We start from the raw sequence: 22,116 nt of genomic DNA on the forward strand, positions 1-22,116 counted from the left end.
GAGGGGCAATCCACAGATGAGGCGTAAATGACGTTCGAGGTGAAATTCTGGGGGGTGCGCGGATCGGTTGCTTGTCCATCCCCGCGCCATATCGGCTTTGGCGGCAATACCAGCTGTGTTGAGGTCGATGTGGGCGGTGAGGTTATCATCTTTGATGCCGGAACCGGTATACGCAATCTGGGCAACAGTTTGATGGAGCGCGGCCTGGACCGGGCGACCTTGATGCTGTCCCATACCCACTGGGATCATATTAACGGCTTTCCCTTTTTCGTACCGGCCTTCATGCCAACCATGTCGCTCTGTATCATGGCGGGGCAAAGTCAGGACCAAGGCGGAATAGAGCGGGTGATGAGCGGGCAAATGTCCCAGCCGTTTTTTCCTATTCCCATGGAAGCCATGCGCGGCAAGCTGAGCTTTCAGGATTTCGAAGCCGGCGACAGTTTCGACCTGGCGCCGGATATCCGGATCCGTACGGCGGCCCTGAACCATCCCAATGGCGCGACGGGTTACCGGGTGGAATACCAGGGCAAGTCCATGTGTTATGTGACTGATACTGAGCATGTGCCGGGAAAAGCGGATAAAAACATCCTTAATCTTATCCAAGATGCCGATCTTGTCATATATGACAGTACCTATACGGAAGAAGAATTTGTAGAAAAGGTAGGGTGGGGGCATTCCACCTGGGAAGAGGGAATGCGACTTTGCCAGTCGGCCAATGTCGGCTCGCTGGCGATTTTCCATCACGACCCGACCCATGAAGACGATTTCATGGAAGCATTGGAGCAGGAGGCTCGGCAACGCTGGGAGAAATGTTTCGTGGCCCGGGAAAATATGAGTATTAACCTAATGTGAAGGAATTAGGTTAAATATGGAGAGTGCAGCCTTTGGGGCGCATTGAAACGGAGAGTAGGGCAGCCTGTGGTTTCGCAACGATTCCAACCCGATACCCCGGTGGATGAAGAACGGCGGGAATCTGTTTTCGGTCGCCGGGCCGGTGAGCGCATGCTGCATCGCCTGGTTGAATTGGGGATCGCACTATCATCCGAACAAAACATCTCCAAGCTGTTGGAAATGATCCTGCTGGAAGCCAAAGATATCTGCAATGCGGATGGCGGCACGCTGTATCTGGTTACTGAAGACCATCAGGGCCTTTCTTTCCAGATCATGCGCAATGACAGTCTGGATATCGCCATGGGTGGGACGACCAATAAGGAAATCCCCTTTCCGCCGCTCCCGCTTTTTCATGAAGGCCAGCCCAATTTGAATAATGTGGCCTCTGCGGTTTTTCACAATCAGAAGGTTGTGAATATCGCGGATGCCTATGAAGAACAGAGTTTTGATTTCAGCGGCACCAAATCCTTTGACGCCAATACCGGTTACCGGTCGAAATCTTTTTTGACCGTGCCGATGATCAATAAGGACCGCGAGGTGATTGGGGTCTTGCAATTGATCAATGCCCGCGATGATGCCGATGAGGTGCATTCCTTCCCGGTGTCCCTACAGCCGATTATCGAAGCGCTGACCAGCCAGGCGGCGGTCAGCCTGGAAAATCAGCAGTTGATCGCGGCGCAAAAGGAATTGTGGGATGCGTTGATCCAGATGCTGGCTTCATCAATCGATGATAAGTCACCCTACACCGGCGGCCATTGCCAACGTGTGCCGGAAATCACCAAGATGCTGGTTGGCGAGGCCTGCAAGGCGGAATATGGCATCTTTGCAGATTTCGATCTGTCTGACGACCAGTGGTATGAGCTGCATGTGGCGGCCTGGCTGCATGATTGCGGTAAAGTCACAACGCCTGAATATGTGGTCGACAAGGCTTCGAAGCTGGAAACCATCTATAACCGCATTCATGAGGTGCGTACGCGCTTTGAAGTGGTGCGGCGTGATGCGGAGATCAAATATTTGAAACGCTGCCTGGATGGTGCGGATGAAGCCGTCGCCAAGGCGGAATTTGAGGAAGAATTGGCCCTGCTGGAAGAGGAGTTCGCCTTCGTTGCCACTGCCAATGTTGGTGGCGAATTCATGGAAGATGCGGATGTGGAGCGCCTGCATCAGATCGGTGAACGGAAATGGACCCGCCATTTTGATAAACAACTGGGCCTCAGCCCGGTGGAGGCCCTGGCGGCAAAAGCCAACCCGGCGGCAAGACCACCGGTGGAGGAACCGTTGCTTGGTGATTTGGTCGAGCATCAGGTTGGTAAATATAACCGGGGCGAGCTCTATAATCTGTCCATCCGGCGCGGTACCCTGACGGCGGAAGAACGGGATACGATTAATGATCATATCTCAGTGACGATCAAAATGCTTGAATCGCTGCCTTTCCCGAGGAAGATGAAAAATGTTCCGGAAATCGCGGGGGGCCATCATGAAAAAATGGATGGCACCGGTTACCCGCGCGGTTTGAAGCGCGATGAAATGTCCATTCCGGCCCGTGTCATGGCGATTGCCGATATTTTTGAGGCCCTGACGGCGGCAGACCGCCCCTACAAGAAGGCCAAGACCATATCGGAATCCCTGCGTATCATGTCCTTCATGTGCCGGGATCATCATATAGACCCGGATCTGTTTGAGTTGTTCCTGCGCTCAGAAGTCTGGAAAAGCTATGCGGAGCAGTTCCTGTTATCGACCCAGATTGATGAGGTCAAAATCGAAGATTATCTGCCGGATCCGGCCCTTTTATCAGACCGTTGATTCTAACGGGCAATCAGATCATTTATTCAGAATATCGAGGGAATAAATAAGGTCTGGCGGCACCATCAGATCGATCAGGATCTTGCCGCAAACCGCCAGGACCATGGCGGCCAGCAAACCACGCAACTGTTCCGCCTTCAATTTGGCCCCGATCCGAGTGCCGATCTGGGCTCCGATCACCCCACCGACCAGCAAAAGCAGCGCCAAAACCACATCCACCGTCTGGTTGAGCAGGGCCTGCAGGAATGTGGCATTGGCCGCGACGAAAATGATTTGGAAAAGTGACGTGCCGATTACCACGGCGGTCGGCATGCCCAGGAGATAGATCATCGCCGGTACCATGATGAAACCGCCGCCAACGCCCATGATGGCGCTCAAGATCCCAACCAGGAAGCCAATGCCCAAAGGCAAGAGGGCACTGATATAAAGCTTGGACTTGCGAAATCGCATCTTCAGGGGCAAATGATGCAGCCTGTTATGTTTGCGGCTGCTGGCCGAGTTGCCGCCTGATCTTTTGGATTTGATCAGGGCGCTGACCGATTCCACCATCATGAGCGTGCCCACGATGCCGAGAAAAACCACGTAGGAAAGCTTGATGATCAGGTCAATCTGGCCCAGAGAGCGCAGCCAGGCAAACAGCCAGACCCCAACCGTTGATCCGATGATGCCGCCAACCAATAAAACGGCCCCCATGACCAGGTCCACATTGCCGCGCCGCCAATGGGCCAACACGCCGGATACGGAAGAGGCCACAATCTGGTTGGCGCCGGTGGCCACCGCGACGGGGGAGGGGACACCCAGGAAGATCAATAAGGGCGTGATCAAAAAGCCGCCGCCCACACCATAAATGCCGGACAGCAGGCCGACCCCGCCACCCAGGGCCAGGATGGTGACGATATTGACCGAGATTTCTGCAATCGGCAGATATACGTTCATGTGTTTCTGTGTCTCCGACAGGCCCAATCCGGACCATCGTTTTCTGATTAAAGCCTCAGCAACCAGAAAGAAAGCCATCTGTTTGAATAATTTTAATCGGTCGTCCGTTTAAAAAAAAGCCGCCAAATAAGGCGGCTTTAGTTGGGAGACTGCAGAGTTAACTCTGCAGTGCTAGGAAATCGTTCGCCTTAGACAGAGCGGGCCGGTTTGCCTTCTCGCTGCTGTGTTTCCCAATTTTCGGCAATCCAGACCGGGGCATTGCTCGGGGGCAGCATCTGCACACCTTTGATATGATCCGCGGCCTTTTCACCGACCATGATGGAAGGCGCATTGAGGTTGCCGTTGGGGATGGTCGGGAAGATGGAGCTGTCGGCCACGCGCAGGTTTTCAATACCGTGAACACGGGTTTCACTATCGACGACGGCCATGGCATCTTCACCCATTTTACAGGTGCAGGACGGGTGATAGGCGCTTTCCACATTCTGGCGCAGGAAGGCGTCAATATCTTCGTCGCTGCTGATATGGTTGCCTGGCGCGATTTCTTCACCACGATAGTCGTCCATTGCCTGCTGGTGGATGATTTCGCGGGTCAGGCGCACACAGGCACGGAAAGCCTCGCGGTCATCTTCATGCTTCATATAATTGAACAGGATTTCCGGTTTATCCATGGGGTCACCGGACCGAACCCGCACATGACCGCGGCTTTTTGGCTTGTTCGGGCCGACATGGACCTGGAACCCATGGCCGTCAAAGGCGGCATTGCCGTCATAGCGCATGGCGGCGGGCAGGAAATGATACTGGATATCCGGCCATTTCAGACCGGCCTTTGAACGGATGAAAGCCGCACTCTCAAAATGGTTGGTCCCGCCAAGACCATCCTTGAACAGGATCCAGCGCGCACCGATCAGGCCCTTGTGGAACATGTCCAACTGGCTGTTCAGGGTGATCGGCTTCTTGCACTTGAATTGGAAATAGATCTCCAAATGGTCTTGCAGGTTTTCGCCAACACCCGGCAGGTCATGCACAACATCAATGCCAGCGGCTTTCAGAACAGCAGCCGGGCCGATCCCGGACATTTGCAGGATTTGCGGTGAGCCGATGGAACCGGCGGATAAGACGACCTCCCGGTTGGCATAGGCCTGCTTCAGGTTGCCTTTGACGGAATATTCCACGCCGACCGCCTTTTTACCCTCCAGGATGACCTTATGGGTCATTGCGCGAGTGACCAGCGTTAGGTTTGGACGGTTCTTGATCGGTTTCAAGTAGGCATTGGCTGTCGACCAGCGCACGCCATCCTTGACCGTCATATCCATGCGGCCAAAGCCTTCCTGCCGATAGCCGTTATAATCCTCGGTATAGCCATAACCCGCTTCTTCGCCAGCCTTGATGAAGGCTTTGTAGAGCGGGTTTTTCATCTCATTGCCGTTGCAGGTATGCAAAGGGCCGTTGGCACCGCGATATTCATCCCCGCCGAAGGAAGATGTTTCCGCCTTGCGGAAATAAGGCAAAACGTCCTTGTAGCTCCAATGTTTCGCGCCATGCTCTTCCCACTCATCAAAGTCACAGGCATGCCCGCGGACATAGACCATGCCATTGATGGAGGAAGAACCGCCCAGAACCTTGCCGCGCGGACAATGCATGCGCCGGTTATCCAGATAAGGTTCGGGTTCGGATTCAAAATGCCAGTTGAACTTGTCCATATTCATCGGAATCGACAGCGCGGTCGGCATCTGAATGAAGATGGATTTGTCGGAGCCGCCATATTCCAGCAGCAGTACCCGGGTGCTGGGATCTTCTGTCAGGCGGTTTGCCAAGACACAACCGGCTGAACCGGCACCAACAATGATATAGTCGAAACGTTCGTCAGACATGAATCCCGTTCCTTATCAATAGGGGGCTTCTACGTCACCCAGTTCCACATAAACGGATTTGATCTGGGTGTAATGTTCAATGGCGGCAAGGCTGTTTTCACGGCCGATACCGGACTGTTTATACCCGCCGAAAGGCATTTCGATCGGCGTGATATTGTAGTTGTTGATCCAGCATGTGCCGGCCTGCAACTGGGCTACGACCCGGTGACCACGCTGGATATCCTTAGTGAAGACACCGGCAGCCAAACCCATTTCGGTATCATTGGCGCGCTTTATGACTTCCTCTTCGGATGTGAAGGTTAGGACTGACATGACGGGGCCGAAAATTTCCTCTTCAACAATTTTCATGCCTTCACGGCAGTCGGTGAAGATGGTCGGCTCCACGAAGGATCCTTTGTCACAGTCGTTTTCCAGATAACGGCCGCCCCCGGTCACCAATGTGGCGCCTTCGGCTTTGCCGGCTTCGATGTAACCCAGGACTTTGTCCATGTGATCGGCGGAGATGAGCGAGCCCACATGGGTTTCAGGATCCATCGGATCGCCAATCTTCATAGCTTTGGTCCGGCTGACCAGCTTGTCGAGGAAGGCGTCCTTGATGCTTTCCTCGACAAAGACGCGCGTCCCGTTGGAGCAGATCTCGCCCTGGGTATAGAAATTGGCCATCAAGGCTGCGGAAACCGCATTGTCGAGATTGGAATCGGCAAAGATGATCAGGGGCGATTTGCCGCCCAGCTCCAGGGTGACATGCTTGAGCGTCTCAGCCGCGCCCTGGATGATTTTCTTGCCCGTCGGCACAGAGCCGGTAAGCGAAACCTTTTCAATATCCTTATGCATGGTCATGGCGGCACCGACCGGGCCGAACCCGTTGACCACGTTGAAGACACCCGCCGGCACACCGGCCTCGGTGTAAATCTCTGCCAGTTTGAGCGCGGTCAGCGGGGTCATTTCGGACGGTTTGTAAACCATGGCATTACCGCAGGCCAGCGCCGGCCCGGATTTCCAGCAGGCAATCTGGATCGGATAGTTCCAGGCACCGATACCGGCACAGACACCCAGCGGCTCGCGCCGGGTGTAGGCAAAAGCACTGCCCAGGTCATAATGATCGCCATGGATGGAGGCGGCGACACCGGCGAAATATTCGATGCAATCGGCACCGGAAACAACATCAACACAATCCGCTTCCTGGATCGGCTTGCCGGTATCCAGGACTTCCAATTTTGCCAGTTCATCATTATGTTCGCGCAACAGGGCAACCGCCTTGTTCAGGATCCGTCCCCGTTCCGCGCCGGTCATGGCTGCCCAGATTTTCTGGCCTGCGCGTGCGCTTTCCACGGCCCGGTCTACATCGGCTTCACTGGCGATCTGTATCTCGCAAATGACCTCACCGGTCGCCGGATTGACGGTCTGGAACGTCTCGCCGGACGTGGCGTCGACATATTCACCACCGATATAAAGCTTTTGTACGGGTAACGTGGTCATGGATACTTAGTCTCTCTCTTTACGACGCTTGATCGCGTCCAACTGGGTATAGAAATAATCTCTGGTTAATTCCCGGGACTGGGCTGGGGTGGGCGTGCCGCCATTCACCGCACAGCTGACCCATAGGCCGTCCATGATGGAATCGATGCCAAAGGCAATCTTCCTCGCATCCTCTTCGGATACAAGCTGCCGGAGCGCGTGCCGAAGGCTGGAATGCAGCCTGGACTTGTTAATTTGCTGGAGACGGCGCAGACGTTTCGAATGGGGCACCTGGGCCCAGAAAGCAAGCCAGGCCGTTACGGGCGCGATGTCGAACAGGCGATCGGAAAAATTGGCGTCGATCACGGCCTCGACCCGTTCCTTGGGATCGGTACATTGCGACAGCCGATTAACGTTTTCTTCCCGCAGATCGGTCAGAAGCTTGCGCATGGTTGCTTCCAGCAGATCTTCTTTGCCGCCGAAATAATGGTGGATAATCCCGGTTGACACACCGGCACGGGCGCTGATTTGTTTGACGGTGGTGTCGCCAAAGCCCATTTCGTTAATGGACTCGATTGTTGCCTCGATCAATTGTCGACGCCGTATCGGTTCCATTCCTACTTTTGGCATTTGCGGCTCCCCTGTTATATCTGGCCAAAATAGGTTTTTTTTATTGAACGGTCAATCAATAAAAAACCGCTCTAAGCCCCAATAAGAATTGAAGAAGAAATTATCAGACCGTCAGGCACACAATATTTTCCTTATTGATCAATACTGTTTATAGTTTCGAAACAAATTTCGAAAAAAAACAGCAGGGCCATGGCAAAGATCAATCAAAGACGGGAAGACATCCGTAAACTTGTCCAGCAAAGCGGTTATGTAACGATTGAGGCGTTGGCGAAGAAGTTCAATGTCACGCCCCAGACGATCCGGCGCGACATCAATGAAATGGCCAATGAAGGCACGTTGGAGCGCTATCATGGCGGGGCTGGCTGGGCGACGAGCACGGAAAATCTGTCTTATGGCATGCGGCAAAAAATCGGCCATGAAGGCAAGCGCGAGATCGGCCAACTGGTAGCGCGCGATATTGATGACGGATCTTCTCTTTTCATCAATATCGGTACAACAACCGAACAGGTTGCCAAGGCGCTCAATGATCATCGGAACCTGCGCGTTATCACCAACAATCTGAATGTGGCGACAATCTGCGCCACTAATCCTGAATTTGAGGTGATCATTGCGGGCGGTGTTGTGCGCGCCCGAGACCTCGGTGTTATCGGGGAGGCCACCATCGACTTCATGGACCAATTCAAGGTCGATGTTGGCATTATCGGCATTTCCGGTATCGATACCGATGGCAGTTTGCTGGATTTCGATTATCGGGAAGTGCGTGTCGCACAGGCGATCATCCGGAACTCCCGACGGGTCATTTTATGCGCTGACCGGTCAAAATTCGGCCGGCGTGCCATGGTGCGGTTGGGGCATCTCAGTGACATCAACATCCTCTATACCGATGCCCTTCCGGAGGGAAACTGGCGACGCATGCTCGATGACGCCGGGGTTGAACTGCGTGAAGCGGTCCGGGAGATCGGGTTGGAGAACGACCTGGAATTGGAATAAGGGAGGTTAATCTGTGGCCGGATTGCCACTGCTGCCATCTGGGCGGGCCGGCAGTTTGTACCAGCAGAAAGCCCCCACCAGGGACGGAATGATCGACAGGACACCGACCTGGACGGAAATGGCCAGGGCCTGGGGTTCATCCATGCCAATTAAACCGAAAACCACCACGGATGCCGCTTCGCGCACGCCCCAGCCATTAAAGGAAATTGGCAGGGCGGAAACCATCATGACGGTTGGCAGCAATAGCAGGAATTTCCAGGGTTGCAGTTCAGGAGCCAGATGACTGGCCACCAGAATGTAGACACAGATGGTGAGCAAAGGTGCCAGCAGGCTGATCAAAGAGATATGCAGCAATGCGGGCAGGCTGAGTGTCGGGATTACGTTGAAAATCCGGGCCATGCCGCTGAGATAGCGCTGACCTTTACGCCACAGGATAACCCCCAGAACCAGGCCGACAAGAATCACAGCGATGATCCATTGCTGATAGAAGATGGCAGTGCTTTCCGGATGGGTAATGAAGATATACCCGATGGAGATGGTGCACAGCAGCGCCAGCGCCAGCAGGGCAAAAACTTTGTCGAGAATAACACTTTCCAAAATTTTGACCGGAGAGGCGGCCTTTACCAGTAAGATAAGTTTCCCAACTCCGGTGCCGACACTGCTGGGCAGGAAGAGCGAAGCAAACAGCGAGGCCAACTGGACACGGAAAACGGTCACAAGTGGGAAATGGATACTGTAATTCTTCAGGATCAAATCCCAACGCAGAGCCGTCGCCGCGGCTTGGAACATGGTCAGGGCAAAGGCGCCGACAATGGTCGACCAATGGATTTTGGTGACTTTTTCGTAAAAATCATCATTGGCCAGAAACCAGATGAGCAAGGCCATTGAGGCAATGGAGAACAGAGCCTGAAGGCCGATCCGCAATATTTTGGATCTTTTTCTTTGTGTGTCAGCGAATGAAGTCACGTAACCAGATTTCCGTGATGATGCCGAAGCATTAGGGTCAGGCTGTTGTCCCTTATCTCAGCGTCGTTAAAGATGCATGTGCGCAAAGTCAAGTACACTGAGGTAAGCTGAAAACAGCCTGAAGCCAATTATTCCACCGTCACAGATTTTGCCAAATTGCGGGGCTGGTCAACATCCGTGCCTTTCAGGACAGCTGTATGATAACTCAACAACTGCACCGGAATGGTATAAAGGATCGGCGCGACAAAAGGATCCACCTTGGGAAGCTCGATGGTTGCCATCGGGTTCGAGTGGCGTTTCATCTTCTCGATGCCTTCCTTGTCGGAAATGAAGATGACCTTGGCACCACGCGCTATTGCTTCCTGGACGTTGGACGCCGTTTTTTCATAAAGCTCGTCGCTGGGGGCGATAACCACCACGGGCACATCCTCATCCAGCAGGGCGATCGGACCATGCTTCATTTCGCCTGACGCATAGCCTTCCGCATGGATGTAGGAAATCTCCTTCAGCTTCAATGCCCCTTCCAGGGCAATCGGGAAACTGGGGCCGCGGCCCAGATAGAGAACATCGCGTGCTTCGGCCACTTTTTGGGCGATTTCGGCGATATGATCATCATGGTTGAGAATCTCCGCCACCCGGCCCGGCACTTCGGCAAGTGCGCTTGCCAGCTGAGCCTCGCGTTCCCGGGTCAAATGGCCCCGGGCCTTGGCCATGCCTATGGCAAAGCATGCCAACACGGTCAACTGGGTGGTGAATGCCTTGGTGGAAGCAACGCCGATCTCAGGACCCGCATGGGTCATCAGCACAGCGTCACTTTCGCGGTCCATGGTGCTTTCGGGCATGTTTAGAACGGAAAGAATATGCTGGCCTTCCCGTTTGCACAGGCGCAGCGCTTCAAGGGTGTCCATGGTTTCACCTGATTGGCTGACAAACATGGCAAGGCCGTCTTTCGGCAGCGGCGGGTTGCGATAACGGAATTCAGAGGCCATATCCACCTCCACCGGTACCCTGGCCAATTGTTCCAGCCAGTATTTGGTGACCATGCCCGCATAAAAGGCGGTGCCGCAGGCATTGATGGTGACCTTGGGTACATCTTTCAGATCAACCGGCAGGTCCGGCAGCGTGATGGTTTGCTGGGCCGGATGCAGCATGGTGGAAAGGGTGTCGCCGATCACGGTTGGCTGTTCGTAAATCTCTTTGAGCATGAAATGGCGGTAATTGCCCTTGCCGATCACGGCACCGCTCACCGCGGTCTGGACCACTGGGCGGTCGACAACATTGCCTGCGGTGTCCATGACCTTGGCGCCCTCACGGGTCAGTACGGCCCAATCGCCTTCTTCCATATAGCAAATCTTGCGGGTCAACGGGGCCAGGGCCATGGCGTCCGATCCGAAATACATCTCACCTTCGCCATAACCGATGGCCAGCGGGCTGCCGCGCCGGGCGCCGATCATCAAGTCATGCTGACCGCGGAAGATCATCACAAAGGCAAATGCGCCTTCGACCTTTGGCAGCATTTTGGCGACGGCTTCTTCCGGCGAGAGGCCCTCATCCAGGTAGGCATGAACCAGATGGGCAACCACTTCGGTATCTGTGTCGGAATCGAAAGTCCGGCCTTTCTTGGCCAATTCGTCCCGCAATTCCTGGAAGTTTTCGATGATGCCGTTATGGACGATCGCGGTTTCGTCGGTCATATGCGGATGGGCGTTGTTTTCCGACGGCACCCCATGGGTTGCCCAGCGGGTATGACCGATCCCGGTGATGCCGGCCAATGGGCTGTCGCTCAGCACATTTTCCAGATTGACCAGCTTGCCTTCAGCCCGGCGGCGGTCGATGCCGCTGTCCACCAGGGTGGCGATGCCGGCAGAGTCATAACCGCGATATTCCAACCGCTTCAGCCCGTCCACCAGTCGGTCGGAAACATCCTGGATGCCAATGATGCCAATAATGCCGCACATATTGTTTTTCCCCTTGGGCGGGACGCCCGATCTATGAGTTCTTAATCAATCGTATGGTTGCAGGTCAGGACTGGGCGTCCCGGAGGGCCTTCTTCGCGGCCCGGTATTCGGTGGCGGCACCCGGCCGCATTTTTTGTTCCCCGCGCTCGACCGCAATGGCATCGGGAGACACATCGCGGGTGATGACGCTGCCGGCGCCGGTGATCGCGCCGTCGCCGATCGATACCGGTGCCACCAAAGAGGTGTTGGAGCCGATAAAGGCCGCTTCGCCGACCCAAGTCTTGGATTTTAGGAAACCGTCATAGTTACAGGTGATGGTGCCGGCGCCGATATTGGCACGCGCGCCGATCTCCGCATCCCCCAAATAGCTGAGATGGTTGGCTTTCGCGCCATCGCCAAGGGTGCATTTCTTGGTTTCGACAAAGTTGCCCACACGAGCACCTTTACCGATCACACTGCCTTCACGCAGGCGGGCGTAGGGGCCGATATCTGCACCATCGCCAACCTGGGCCCCTTCCAGATGGGAAAATGCCTTGATGGTGACATTGTTGCCCACGGTGACATTGGGGCCAAACACCACATGGGGTTCGATGATGACATCGGTACCAAGCTGGGTGTCATAGGCAAAAAACACACTTTCCGGCGAGGTCAGGGTCACGCCGTTATCCATGGCCTCAAGGCGGCGTTTATCCTGCCAGATTTTTTCTGCACGGGCCAAATCCGCACGGCTGTTCACGCCCAGCAATTCGTCTTCTGATGCCTTGATAACGGAGCATTTGTGACCGGCTTCAACGCAAAGGCTGACAATATCCGTTAGATAATATTCACCCTTGGCATTGTCATTGGTGATCGCATTGAGCAGGGGCAAGGCGGTGGCGGCATCCAATGCCATGAAACCGGAATTGCACAGGCCGATCCGGAGCTGGTCTTGCGTGCATTCTTTATGTTCGACAATGGCCGTGAGGTTGTCGGCGTCATCCAGCACAAGGCGGCCATAGCCGGTCGGGTCAGCGGGTTCAAAGCCGAGCACAACGGCGGAAGCGCCCGCTTCACGTGCGGCGACCATATTTGCGAGGGTTTCGGCGGTAATGAATGGACTGTCGCCGAACAGCACAATGACGGTTCCCTGGTCAAAGCCTTTCAGACTTGGCACGGCGGCTTTCAACGCGTCTGCGGTACCAGACTGGCCATGCTGGATAGCGGTGTCGAATGGTGCGACTTCCGCCGCCACATTGTCCATGCCGGGGCCGACCACGACGACGGTGCGTTCGGGCTTGAGAACTGAAGCCGCATCCAAGGCATGGGAAATCATCGTTCGTCCGGCAATTTTATGTAGAACTTTCGGCAGGGCGGATTTCATCCTTGTGCCTTTGCCCGCACCCAAAACAACCACAGCCCGCGGTTCACCAGTCATTTTTATCACACTTTCTCTAAGATCTTCGTCATGCTGCCCTTCCGGGGAGGCAAACTGCCATATCCTGGCCATTCCGCCAAGTCACATCGCATTTCAAATAAATGCACTTTGTTTCAGTTTATTAAAAACCCCGAAAGGCTGTATTCCTTCGCTGCAGTTCGCCATTGACCTTCCGGCGGAAAAAAAGAAAACAAGAGGCAATGGGTTCATAGATTAATTTTTAGAAAAATTGAAGCTATTCTGGTGCAGGCTCCATAACATTGTATAGTTGAGGCTGCTAATGTTATGTGCGTTGGTACACTGGATGATGATTCCGTGAGGGTGGGTTAATGTGGACTGAGCTTGAAAGCACCTATCGCTATGCCATAGGCCGCTGTAAGCGCACTTTGGTCATTGCGTTTGTTTTTGGCCTGTTTATCAATATGTTCCAGTTCGTGATCCCCATCTATATGATGCAGATGTTTGATCGCGTCCTGCCCAGTTCCAGCATGGACACGCTGATCTATCTGACGGCGATCGCGGTTTTTGCGCTTTTTATTATGATGCTGATGGAGGTTGTGCGCTCCCGCCTGCTCAGCCGGACCGGCAGTTGGTTTGAGGAATTTCTCTCGAAAACCGCGTTTGAAACCGCGATAGCCGCAGCCCTGGAGCGGAAAAACTATCATAGTGACGCGACCAGGGATCTCTTTATCATCCGATCGTTTCTGAGCGGAGGCGGGATCAATGCGCTGCTTGATGCGCCGCTGGTGCCGATCTTTCTGGGGGTGTGTTTCCTGCTGCATCCGGTTTTTGGCATGATTGCGACGGGCGGTGCCGTCGTGATGTTCGGCTTTGCGGTCCTGAACGAAAAGGCGACCCATAAGCCGATGATGGAGGCGTCAGAGGCCGGGCGCGAGGCCCATCGCCGGATCGCGGCGGCAACCCGCCATCCCGAAGCCATTGATGCCATGGGCATGCTGCGCGGTGTGGCCAACCGCTGGTATGATGCCAACGCCAAATCACTGGAATTTCACGCGATCGCCAGCGAGCGCTCGGCGATGATCTCCTCCTGCTCAAAATTCGTGCGCATGATGATCCAGGTAACGGTTCTGGGGGCAGGCGCAATCCTGGTGATGCGCCAGGAAATGACCCCTGGCGTCACCATTGCGGTCTCCATGATCATCGGCCGCGCGCTGGCGCCGTTGGAGCAATCGATCGGTGTCTGGAAATCTCTGCTGCAGGTGCGGGATTCTCTATCCAAGCTGAAAACCCTGTTTCATGAGGTCAAGGTACGCGACAAGGGCATGGAATTGCCGACACCGGAGGGGCATTTAAGCGTTGAGGGGTTGAATTACCTTCTGCCGGGGGCCAGCAACTATTTGCTGCGCAATGTCAGTTTTGAGATCAATCCGGGCGAAGTTGTGGTGATTACCGGTCCGTCGACCGCCGGCAAATCCACATTGGCCCGCATGATCATGGGGACGATCAAGCCGACCAGCGGGGCTGTGCGTCTCGACGGGGCGGATGTTTATGACTGGGACCGGGGGCAGTTCGGCCGTTTTGCCGGTTATCTTCCCCAGGATATTGAGCTTTATGGCGGGACGGTGCGCGAAAATATCGGCCGTATGGAAGATGCTGACTGGGGCGAGACGGTGATTGCGGCCAAGATGGCCAATTGCCATGAAATGATCCTGCGGCTGCCCAATGGATATGATTCCCAGATCGGCGAGGATGGGGTGTCGCTGTCCGGGGGCCAACGCCAGCGGATCGGTCTGGCCCGCGCAATCTTCGGCAACCCCAAGCTGGTGGTGCTGGATGAACCGGACTCGGACTTGGATCTGGATGGTGAACAGGCACTCACAGAGGCCATTCGAGAATTGAAAGCCCGCGGCACAACGGTCGTGCTGGTGGCGCACCGGTCTACCATCCTGCGGGTGGTAGACAGGATCCTGATCCTGCGTGAGGGACAGGTGGAAATCTTTGGTCCAAGGGATGAAGTCTTGACCAAGCTGCGCGGCGGGCGTGGCCAAGGGGCCCTGGAAAAGCCACAAGATGGAAATGGGGAACCGAAAAGGCTGGCCAAGCCGCATTTGGCGGCCCTTCATGCCCGTGAACAGGCTAAACAGCGGGCGAAAGACGCGGATATGTCCGATGCGCCTGCCACAAAGCGGGCGCGAAAACGGCAGAGTCCCGTCAGTAACAGTCAGTTGGGCATCAAGCCGATGAAACAAGGGAAATCTGGTGCCGGTTTGGAATTTCAAATGTCCGGTGCGGACGGTGAGCAAAAGAAGGTCGATCCGCAACCGGTTGAGGAAAATGCTTCCGGTGAGAAGCCGTCATCAGCAATCAAAGGGCGCGTTACCGTAAAGTCGGTGACGGAGGGCGCGGGCAAGGAAGATGCGGATAATATGACAATCGACTGGCAAAAAGCGCGGGCAGGCAGGGAGACGGATCGCAGTCAGATGCTGCCGTTCCGAAAAGACAAAACGGCGATGAGCAAAGCGGATGACTGAGCAACTGGCGTTACCGGCCCCGGAAGAAGGGCCGCGGAAAAAACCCAAAATCGGTGGGGTGATCCTGTTCGGCATCCTTGTGGGGTTCGGCTTTGTCGGCGGATCCCTGGTATGGGCGGCCCTGGCACCGCTCACGTCTGCGGCAATTGCATCGGGCGTAATCACGGTCGACAGCAATGTGAAGACTGTTCAGCATCTGGAAGGCGGCATTATCCGGGAAATCCGGGTGAAAAACGGAGATGCGGTCGATGCGGGAGACCTGTTGATGCTGCTGGATGATGCGCAGTCACTGGCATCTTTTAAACTGGTCAATAGCCGCTATTTGAGCCTGCGGGCGCTGGAGGCGCGCTTAATTGCGGAACGGGATGGTCTGGAGTCGGTCAACTGGCCGGAAGAGATTGTAACCAATCTGGAAAACGATGCCCACCTGCGTGAGATTAAATCGGCCCAGCAGGCGATTTTTGACGCCAGGCGTCAGGCTCTGGAACTGCGTCAAAATATCCTGCTGGAACGGGTGGAACAGTTGAATTCCCAGGTGACCAGCATTCGGTCCCAGGTGGATTCCGCCAGCCGTCAATTGAAATTCATCGATGAGGAAGTCGATGCGGTGGATGCGATGGTCAAGAAAGGCTTGGAGCGCAAACCGCGCCTGTTGAAACTGCAGCGTGAGCAGGCGAAACTGGCGGGGGATCTCGGCCAGAGCCGGGGCCGGATTGCGGAAACCCTGCAAAAAGTTGGCGAAACCAAGCTGCAGATCCTCAATGTCACAACCGAACATATGAATGAAGTGGTCGCAGAGCTGCGCGAGGTTCAATCGCAACTGGATGATGCCAAGGAGCGCCGCGAAGCCAGCCGGGATATCCTGGAACGCAGCGCCATTCATACACCGGTTTCCGGTGTGGTGGAAAATCTGCAGTTTTTCACCACAGGTGGCGTCATCGGGCCGGGTGAGAAGATCATGGATATTGTGCCGAAAAATGATGAGTTGATCGTCGAGGCCAAGGTGATGCCGACCGATATCGACAGCGTCTATGTGGGGCTGCCGGCCAAGCTGACCCTGTCTGCTTTCAAGCAGCGGACTGTGCCGCAGTTAAACGGCCGTGTTTTCTATGTGGCGTCGGCGCGTGAGGATGACAAGCGCACGGGCGAGAGCTTCTATACGGTGCGCATCCGTATCCCGAAGGAGGAAAAAGCCAGGATCGGCAGCTTGGAGCTTATCCAGGGCATGCCGGTGGATTCTATGATCGTGACGGGCGAGAGCACTTTCCTGAATTATCTGATCGCACCAATCCGCGAGAGTTTTGAACGTGCCTTCCGACAGGGGTGAGGGAGGGCGCGACCCTGCCCTAATCCACTTAAAGATGCTTTAATGAGGCCGTGATAGACTGTTGTCACAGAAGGGGGGGGGCGGATTGGCGTGATGTAGGGAGTGCGCGAATGCCTAGGTTAGCATGGTTTCTTGTTACCTTTCTGCTGTTCTTCCGGTCGTTATCCGCCCCGGCACAGGAAACGCTGGTCATCTCGGGTATTGAAAAATCCTCCTACGCGACGATCAGCGAGCGCGTGATGCGCGAGGCCTATGGCCGTATGGGGATCACGGTAGAGTTTTCCGGCCTGCCCGCCGAACGGGCGCTGGTTGTTGCCGATTCCGGTCGGGTGGATGGCGAGTTATACCGGATTAAAAATGTCCATCTCAAATATCCGAACCTGATCATGCTGCCGGTTCCAATCGGGATCATGGAAGGCATTGCCATCACCACCGATCCGGGCATTGAGCTGAAGAATTGGGATGATCTCGGACACTATAGTGTCTGTATCCGCACGGGCGTGAAATTTGCCGAAGCGGGCACCAGGCATCTGCAGGTCCAGACCGTCAATTCAAATGAATTGATGTTTCAGATGCTGGGCCTGGAGAGATGTGATGTGATTGTTTTGGCGCGCCTGACCAGCATCGCCCTGGCCCAGGAATTTTCAAGGCGCGAAAACAAACCGGTGCAATATCACCTGCTTCAGACCTATCCCTTGTTCCACTATCTTCATAAGAAGAATGCCCATCTGGTTCCGGAACTCACAACGGTCCTGGAGGCAATGAAATCCGAAGGCAGGATTGCAGCGATCCGTGCGGCGTATATCGAAGAAATTTCCTCGATTTATTAAACAGCCCGGCGTTCTGATCTTTTCAGGAAACCATCAAACATAAAGAGCAGCCACAAAGTGTCTGAATGGTCACGCAGGCCCGACTGGTGCTGGCTGACCAATTTGCGCAGGCGGTCCGGACTGAAATAGCCTGACTGCATCATCCGTTCCGATGTCACGGCTGCGGCCACCTGTTCTTTCAGGTCCCGCCGGAACCATTTGCCAAGCGGGATCGAGAAGCCCTGTTTCGGGCGGTAGAGGATATCCTGACTGAGATAGGGTTCCAGCGCCTTCTTGAAGAGATATTTGCCAATCCCGTTGCGCAGCTTGATATCCGGGTCCAGGCTGGATATCCATTCCGCCAATTCGTGATCCAACAGCGGCGAGCGAACTTCCAGGGAGTTGGCCATGCTGGCCCGGTCCACCTTTACCAGGATCTTGCCCGACAAATATGTGTGCATATCGGCATATTGGGCCTGGCTGATGGCATCCAGGTGGGAAACCTCCGCAAAAGAAGGGCGTAACGCATCCCGGGCGGAATAGCCCTGCAGATCCTGTTTGAAGCCTTTGGAGAAAAGTTTGCTGCGCTGTTCATCGCCGGTATTGGAAATGGCATTGAAGTAGGCGTCCGACGCATCCATCCCCAATTCCTGGAAGGTGGTCTTGGCGCGCAGGAATTGCGGGGCCCAATCCATCTTGGGATAGACGCAGCCCAGCATGCCAAAGAGGGGCCGGCGCAGGCCCGATGGGATCATCTGGCGAACTTTTTCTGTGTTTTTATGCAGGCCATAGCGTCGGTATCCTGCGATCAACTCGTCCCCGCCATCACCGGAAAGCGCAACGGTGACGCCGCTTCTGGCATGTTTACACACCCGAAAGGTGGGCATGGCGGAACTGTCACCAAAGGGTTCGTCATACATCTCGCAGACTTTATCGACCAGATCAATGGCACTGGGATCAAATTCGCCGGTGGCGTGATGGGTCTGGTAGCGCTCGGCCACTTCCTGAGCATAGGCGCTCTCGTCATAGGCCTTGTCCTTCACGGCGACCGAATAGGAATTAACCGGCTGGTTTGAGAGGCCTGCCATCATGGCAACAACCGCGCTTGAATCAACACCGCCGGAGAGGAAGGCACCCAGCGGCACATCGGAAATCATCCGAATGCGGGTGGCTTCCTGCAACCGCTCGATCAGTTCTTCGCCCAAGGCTTCAACCGATCCGGTCACACGCGGGGTCATATCCAACTGCCAATAACGTTCCAGGCGCACCGAGCCACCGCGTTTCTGGATCAGGTTATGGGCCTGGGGCAGTTTGCGGATGGATTTGTAAATGGATTTCGGATCGGGCACATAGCCCAGCGCGATATAGTCCTCTACCGCCTGGGGATCAATCTCCAGCGCCAGGCCGGGATAGGCCATCAAAGTCTTTAACTCGGAGCCGAACACAAGATGACCGTCCGGCGTCTCGCAATAATAAAGCGGCTTTTTGCCAAACCGGTCCCGGGACAAGAACAGGATTTCTTCGCGGGCATCATATAACGCGATGGCAAACATGCCACGCAGGCGTTTGACGCAATCCGCGCCCCAGGCTTTCCAGCCATGAACGATGACTTCCGTGTCGCTGTTGGTCCGGAAATGATAGCCCAGACCCTGCAATTCGCGGCGCAAATCCTGAAAATTGTAGATCTCGCCATTAAAGACAATGGCAATCTCGCCCGTCTCGTCGAACATGGGCTGGATGCCGCCTTCCAGATCAATGATCGACAAACGGCGGTGGCCGAGACCCAGGCCCGGCACAACGTGGATGCCATCACCGTCGGGGCCGCGATGGATGATGCTGTCATTCATGGCGGTCAGAACCGCCGGGTCAACGGGCCGCTTTTCCCGGCTGTCGAAAATCCCCACCAAGCCACACATCAGGCAATGCCCCTATTGATAAAGTCATTTTTTTGCTGTCACGTTTGGTATCGTATGGTGGATCATTCTTCAATTGTTTTTGCTGGGCCGGGCCAAAGCGAGGGCAGAAACCGATCGGCAGCGTGTGGATCAGCAGGATCCCGATTTTATGTTGGCGATTTCCGGGACGGTTGCGGTTGGCCTGCGCGGATTCGGTTCGCCAAGGCTTGAGATTTGGGCTACACTTTACCCTGGGAGACAGACAGTTGCGGGTAACAATGGCGGACGGAAGCAGTCTTGCCTGGGGAACGAAGGGGTGGTCATGAAAGACGAAAAATCTTCTGCTGAGCGGCTTCAAGCCGGTAAGAAATCTGAAATCAAGCTGCGACGGGCCGATCATGATCGGCGGCAGGCGGATCTCCCGTTTGAAGGGCCTGACCGGCGCAAGGCGCGCGGTGGTTTTGTGGTTGAGATCCACACGGACGATGACGGCCGGAAATATTCTGTGGTGAAGCGCAAAAAATATCTTGATCGACGGCGGCCGACCTCCATCCATGATCATCAACGCTGATCAGATTCTTGATCGGGTAAGAAGTGCTGCCGCCCTGTTCCTTGGGTTGGGCAGTGTGTTTCTTCTGGCTGAGATGATGGTTGCCCCTGCATTCGCAGAGGGGTTGCCGCCGGCCCCTGGTTTCAAGCAAGGCGAAATTCGACGGGATCCAACAGGCGGGATCGTTTTGGATGGGGATCAGATCCGGAAACGGATCGTGCCGGAAGGATTTGAGAAGCGGGGTATAGGCACCGGTTTTTTTATCAACGGGCAGGGCGATCTGGTGACCAATCATCATGTGATTGACGGTTGCGGTTATGTGACGGTCTCTCCGGTTACGGGGGGAGAAAAAATCGGCATTGTAAAAGAAAGGGATGAGCGGCAGGACCTGGCTTTGGTCGGAACGGGGTTTCGTCCGGCGGTTCATGCGCCGCTGCGTTCCCTTTCCAGCGGTTATAACCGGGAGCGTTACCGGATCATCGGCTATCCTACGAGAACCTTGCCGCCTCTGGATCCGGTCCGTGAAACGGTGATCTTGTTGGGCCGTTTCGGGCCCCGGGACTGGGTGGCGGTTGAAGGTGAGGTCTATCCGGGGAATAGTGGCGGGCCTGCTTTTGATCTTTATGGCCGAATCGCCGGTGTGGTGGTGGCAAAGCCCGACACGGCGGCGATTTATCAAAAAACAGGAAGCGTTGTAACGGACCGGGGATTTTTGATCGCTGTGGATCATCTTCGCGTTTTTCTCGAGGCGGCGGGTGTTTCATATCGGAGTGTATCAGAAGCAAAGGAATTCCTTTCCGACCGGGAGTTGGACAAGACGGTTGTGAAACTGGAATGCTGGCGCAAATGATGATGCATTGCCGCCCCCTTTAAAAACCGCCCGGAAAGACCAGCCTGTAACGGAAATACCTTTTGACCTTTTTTAATAACCGGGTATGGTCGCCCGCGGATGAAGCGGGGGCAGTTTCTACCAAAATCGGGAGCTTGTTGTGAGCATGCGTGTGTTATGTGTTTTCGGAACCAGACCGGAAGCAATCAAGATGATTCCAGTTGTTCAGGAATTGGCGGCAACGGAAGGAATCACAGCGAAGGTTTGTGTCACCGCCCAGCATCGATCCATGCTCGATCAGGTTTTGGATTTGTTTGATGTCACGCCGGACTATGATCTTGACATCATGCGCCAGGCGCAGGACCTCACCCATATTACAGCTGCCGTTCTGGAGGGGATGAAAGGGGTTCTGGAAGATTTCAAGCCTGATCGAATTCTGGTTCATGGTGATACCACCACCACTTTTGCGGCCTCTCTTGCCGCCTTCTATCAAAAAATCCCAGTCGGCCATGTTGAGGCCGGTTTGCGCACAGGCGACATATATGCCCCCTGGCCGGAAGAGATGAACCGTGTCCTGACCGACGCGATCTGCGATATGCGCTTTGCGCCGACTGATGGTTCTGCCGAGAATCTGCGCCGGTGCGGATATGGTGAAGACAGCATTTATGTGACCGGCAACACGGTGATTGATGCCCTGTTGGAGGTGGTGGACCGGTTGAAAACCAACGAAAGCCTGCGCCATGAGATGCAAAACCGGTTCGATTTCCTGGATGCGTCCAAGCGTCTGATTCTTGTGACGGGCCATCGCCGTGAGAATTTTGGCGATGGGTTCCAGAATATCTGCAAAGGGTTTCATGAGTTAAGCGAGCGAGAGGATATCCAGATAGTCTATCCTGTTCATCTGAACCCCAACGTACGCGGCCCGGTCTTTGATATCCTGGGGGATCGCGAACGGGTTCATTTGATTGAGCCACAGGACTATCTGCCGTTTGTCTATCTGATGACTCGCGCGGATATCATTGTGACCGATTCCGGCGGCATTCAGGAAGAAGCGCCTTCCCTTGGAAAGCCCGTCCTTGTGATGCGGGATGTGACAGAGCGGCCGGAAGCCGTGGCAGCCGGGACCGTGCGTCTTGTGGGAACGGACCGGAGCAAACTGGTCTCCGAAGTCAATCGCCTGCTGGATGATGAAGAGGCATATAAATCGATGGGCCTGGCGCATAATCCCTATGGTGACGGTCAGTCCTCCCGGCGAATTGTCCGCCACATTCTCGAACGTGGCCAGGTCTGAGGCGGG

The 22,116-nt window shown here is 55.1% G+C and carries 17 protein-coding genes; 8 read left to right on the forward strand and 9 right to left on the reverse strand.

Annotated elements, in window-relative coordinates; all coding sequences use genetic code 11:
* Positions 1-27: 27 nt before the first annotated feature.
* The gene (locus DFP90_RS13840) at positions 28-852 is read left to right on the forward strand and encodes an MBL fold metallo-hydrolase (protein ID WP_115937087.1); all 825 of its coding nucleotides are present in this window, start codon (positions 28-30) and stop codon (positions 850-852) included.
* Between the two features lie 66 nt (positions 853-918).
* Complete coding sequence (locus DFP90_RS13845; RefSeq protein WP_342767803.1) at positions 919-2,694, forward strand: HD family phosphohydrolase; 1,776 nt, start codon at positions 919-921, stop codon at positions 2,692-2,694.
* An 18-nt stretch (positions 2,695-2,712) separates the two neighbouring features.
* Here the strand turns inward: DFP90_RS13845 and DFP90_RS13850 are convergent, their stop codons facing one another.
* The 4 genes from DFP90_RS13850 to betI all read right to left on the reverse strand — a co-directional run bounded on the left by DFP90_RS13850 (position 2,713) and on the right by betI (position 7,589).
* Positions 2,713-3,630 (reverse strand): sulfite exporter TauE/SafE family protein, encoded by a 918-nt coding sequence (locus DFP90_RS13850; RefSeq protein WP_115937223.1) that lies wholly within the window; start codon positions 3,628-3,630, stop codon positions 2,713-2,715.
* A gap of 188 nt (positions 3,631-3,818) precedes the next feature.
* A complete protein-coding gene (betA, locus tag DFP90_RS13855) occupies positions 3,819-5,501 on the reverse strand; it encodes a choline dehydrogenase (protein WP_115937088.1) in 1,683 nt (560 codons plus the stop codon).
* A 15-nt stretch (positions 5,502-5,516) separates the two neighbouring features.
* Positions 5,517-6,980, reverse strand: a complete 1,464-nt coding sequence (gene betB / locus DFP90_RS13860) for a betaine-aldehyde dehydrogenase (RefSeq protein WP_245957077.1) — start codon at positions 6,978-6,980, stop codon at positions 5,517-5,519.
* Positions 6,981-6,986: 6 nt separating this feature from the next.
* Positions 6,987-7,589, reverse strand: coding sequence for a choline-binding transcriptional repressor BetI (betI, locus tag DFP90_RS23210; RefSeq protein WP_245957078.1), 603 nt, complete (start codon positions 7,587-7,589; stop codon positions 6,987-6,989).
* A gap of 189 nt (positions 7,590-7,778) precedes the next feature.
* On the opposite strand from betI, the gene DFP90_RS13865 reads away from it, so the two are divergent.
* Entirely contained in the window at positions 7,779-8,579 is an 801-nt protein-coding gene (locus tag DFP90_RS13865; RefSeq protein WP_115937089.1) for a DeoR/GlpR family DNA-binding transcription regulator, read from the forward strand.
* A 6-nt stretch (positions 8,580-8,585) separates the two neighbouring features.
* Here the strand turns inward: DFP90_RS13865 and DFP90_RS13870 are convergent, their stop codons facing one another.
* From DFP90_RS13870 to glmU, 3 genes are all read right to left on the reverse strand, one after another.
* Complete coding sequence (locus DFP90_RS13870) at positions 8,586-9,545, reverse strand: lysylphosphatidylglycerol synthase transmembrane domain-containing protein (protein ID WP_147301012.1); 960 nt, start codon at positions 9,543-9,545, stop codon at positions 8,586-8,588.
* 128 nt (positions 9,546-9,673) lie between these two features.
* Positions 9,674-11,503 carry a glutamine--fructose-6-phosphate transaminase (isomerizing) gene (gene glmS / locus DFP90_RS13875; RefSeq protein WP_115937091.1) on the reverse strand — a complete coding sequence of 610 codons (1,830 nt, stop codon included), beginning with the start codon at positions 11,501-11,503 and terminating at the stop codon, positions 9,674-9,676.
* A gap of 64 nt (positions 11,504-11,567) precedes the next feature.
* Entirely contained in the window at positions 11,568-12,917 is a 1,350-nt protein-coding gene (gene glmU, locus DFP90_RS13880; RefSeq protein ID WP_115937224.1) for a bifunctional UDP-N-acetylglucosamine diphosphorylase/glucosamine-1-phosphate N-acetyltransferase GlmU, read from the reverse strand.
* Between the two features lie 329 nt (positions 12,918-13,246).
* Here glmU and DFP90_RS13885 point away from each other — a divergent pair, with 329 nt between their 5' ends.
* The 3 genes from DFP90_RS13885 (at position 13,247) to DFP90_RS13895 (ending at position 17,566) form a co-directional block, all read left to right on the forward strand.
* Positions 13,247-15,409, forward strand: coding sequence for a type I secretion system permease/ATPase (locus tag DFP90_RS13885; RefSeq protein WP_115937092.1), 2,163 nt, complete (start codon positions 13,247-13,249; stop codon positions 15,407-15,409).
* The gene (locus tag DFP90_RS13890; RefSeq protein ID WP_115937093.1) at positions 15,402-16,736 is read left to right on the forward strand and encodes an HlyD family type I secretion periplasmic adaptor subunit; all 1,335 of its coding nucleotides are present in this window, start codon (positions 15,402-15,404) and stop codon (positions 16,734-16,736) included. Before DFP90_RS13885 ends, DFP90_RS13890 begins: the two co-directional genes overlap by 8 nt.
* A 110-nt stretch (positions 16,737-16,846) precedes the next feature.
* Positions 16,847-17,566, forward strand: a complete 720-nt coding sequence (locus DFP90_RS13895) for a substrate-binding periplasmic protein (RefSeq protein WP_115937094.1) — start codon at positions 16,847-16,849, stop codon at positions 17,564-17,566.
* Here the strand turns inward: DFP90_RS13895 and DFP90_RS13900 are convergent.
* Both DFP90_RS13900 and DFP90_RS22690 read right to left on the reverse strand, forming a co-directional pair.
* Positions 17,563-19,461, reverse strand: a complete 1,899-nt coding sequence (locus DFP90_RS13900; protein WP_115937095.1) for an XrtA/PEP-CTERM system amidotransferase — start codon at positions 19,459-19,461, stop codon at positions 17,563-17,565. The genes DFP90_RS13895 and DFP90_RS13900 overlap by 4 nt on opposite strands.
* Entirely contained in the window at positions 19,412-20,002 is a 591-nt protein-coding gene (locus DFP90_RS22690) for a hypothetical protein (protein WP_147301013.1), read from the reverse strand. Before DFP90_RS22690 ends, DFP90_RS13900 begins: the two co-directional genes overlap by 50 nt.
* Here DFP90_RS22690 and DFP90_RS13910 point away from each other — a divergent pair.
* Positions 19,995-20,840: a S1 family peptidase gene (locus tag DFP90_RS13910; RefSeq protein ID WP_115937097.1), complete on the forward strand. Its 846-nt coding sequence runs from the start codon at positions 19,995-19,997 to the stop codon at positions 20,838-20,840. The genes DFP90_RS22690 and DFP90_RS13910 overlap by 8 nt on opposite strands.
* Positions 20,841-20,985: 145 nt before the next feature.
* On the forward strand, positions 20,986-22,110 hold the full coding sequence (wecB, locus tag DFP90_RS13915) for a non-hydrolyzing UDP-N-acetylglucosamine 2-epimerase (RefSeq protein ID WP_115937098.1): 1,125 nt from the start codon (positions 20,986-20,988) through the stop codon (positions 22,108-22,110).
* Positions 22,111-22,116 lie beyond the last annotated feature (6 nt).

The organism is Aestuariispira insulae (assembly GCF_003385955.1).
In the GTDB taxonomy this organism is placed as follows: Bacteria; Pseudomonadota; Alphaproteobacteria; order UBA8366; family Aestuariispiraceae; genus Aestuariispira; species Aestuariispira insulae.

Coding starts and splice junctions, on each gene's coding strand:
- betA (WP_115937088.1), bottom strand. CDS start 5,501: ATGTCTGACGAACGTTTCGACTATATCATTGTTGGTGCCGGTTCAGCC.
- DFP90_RS22690 (WP_147301013.1), bottom strand. CDS start 20,002: ATGATCATGGATGGAGGTCGGCCGCCGTCGATCAAGATATTTTTTGCG.
- glmU (WP_115937224.1), bottom strand. CDS start 12,917: ATGACTGGTGAACCGCGGGCTGTGGTTGTTTTGGGTGCGGGCAAAGGC.
- DFP90_RS13895 (WP_115937094.1), top strand. CDS start 16,847: ATGCCTAGGTTAGCATGGTTTCTTGTTACCTTTCTGCTGTTCTTCCGG.
- wecB (WP_115937098.1), top strand. CDS start 20,986: ATGCGTGTGTTATGTGTTTTCGGAACCAGACCGGAAGCAATCAAGATG.
- betB (WP_245957077.1), bottom strand. CDS start 6,980: ATGACCACGTTACCCGTACAAAAGCTTTATATCGGTGGTGAATATGTC.
- DFP90_RS13885 (WP_115937092.1), top strand. CDS start 13,247: ATGTGGACTGAGCTTGAAAGCACCTATCGCTATGCCATAGGCCGCTGT.
- DFP90_RS13890 (WP_115937093.1), top strand. CDS start 15,402: ATGACTGAGCAACTGGCGTTACCGGCCCCGGAAGAAGGGCCGCGGAAA.
- DFP90_RS13840 (WP_115937087.1), top strand. CDS start 28: ATGACGTTCGAGGTGAAATTCTGGGGGGTGCGCGGATCGGTTGCTTGT.
- DFP90_RS13850 (WP_115937223.1), bottom strand. CDS start 3,630: ATGAACGTATATCTGCCGATTGCAGAAATCTCGGTCAATATCGTCACC.
- glmS (WP_115937091.1), bottom strand. CDS start 11,503: ATGTGCGGCATTATTGGCATCATTGGCATCCAGGATGTTTCCGACCGA.
- DFP90_RS13865 (WP_115937089.1), top strand. CDS start 7,779: ATGGCAAAGATCAATCAAAGACGGGAAGACATCCGTAAACTTGTCCAG.
- DFP90_RS13910 (WP_115937097.1), top strand. CDS start 19,995: ATGATCATCAACGCTGATCAGATTCTTGATCGGGTAAGAAGTGCTGCC.
- DFP90_RS13900 (WP_115937095.1), bottom strand. CDS start 19,461: ATGTGTGGCTTGGTGGGGATTTTCGACAGCCGGGAAAAGCGGCCCGTT.
- betI (WP_245957078.1), bottom strand. CDS start 7,589: ATGCCAAAAGTAGGAATGGAACCGATACGGCGTCGACAATTGATCGAG.